Source organism: Rhizobium ecuadorense, from assembly GCF_001187535.1.
Lineage (GTDB): Bacteria > Pseudomonadota > Alphaproteobacteria > Rhizobiales > Rhizobiaceae > Rhizobium > Rhizobium ecuadorense.
In genome coordinates this window covers 1-274 of sequence record NZ_LFIO01001440.1, presented here as the reverse complement: position 1 = coordinate 274, position 274 = coordinate 1, and the positions used below count along the sequence as shown (strand labels likewise).

Sequence of the window (274 nt, the reverse complement as noted above, 5' to 3'; positions counted from 1 at the left end):
ACTTCGACGGTGATCTGCTCAAGAGCCGGTCCCTTGATCGGCGACACGAATTCCAGCGCCGGGGTCGTCTTGTCCTTGGCCTCGAAATAGGGAAGCATGTCCTTTATCGCAGGCGGTACGCTAGCTGGCAGGTCGCAGCCGTTGATCAGGGAAGGTCCCTGAACGGCATTGGTTTCCACCATGATCTTGCAGGCCTCGACGCTTCCGGCGAAATCGACGAATTTTCGCGCTTCCTCGGCGTGCTGGCTGGTCACGGGAATGTAGAGGGCTGGCG

General features: G+C 59.5%; 1 pseudogene. It reads right to left on the bottom strand.

What is annotated here, in order from left to right:
* Positions 1-274: pseudogene (locus AF337_RS30035) on the bottom strand (carbohydrate ABC transporter substrate-binding protein); the annotation flags it as partial.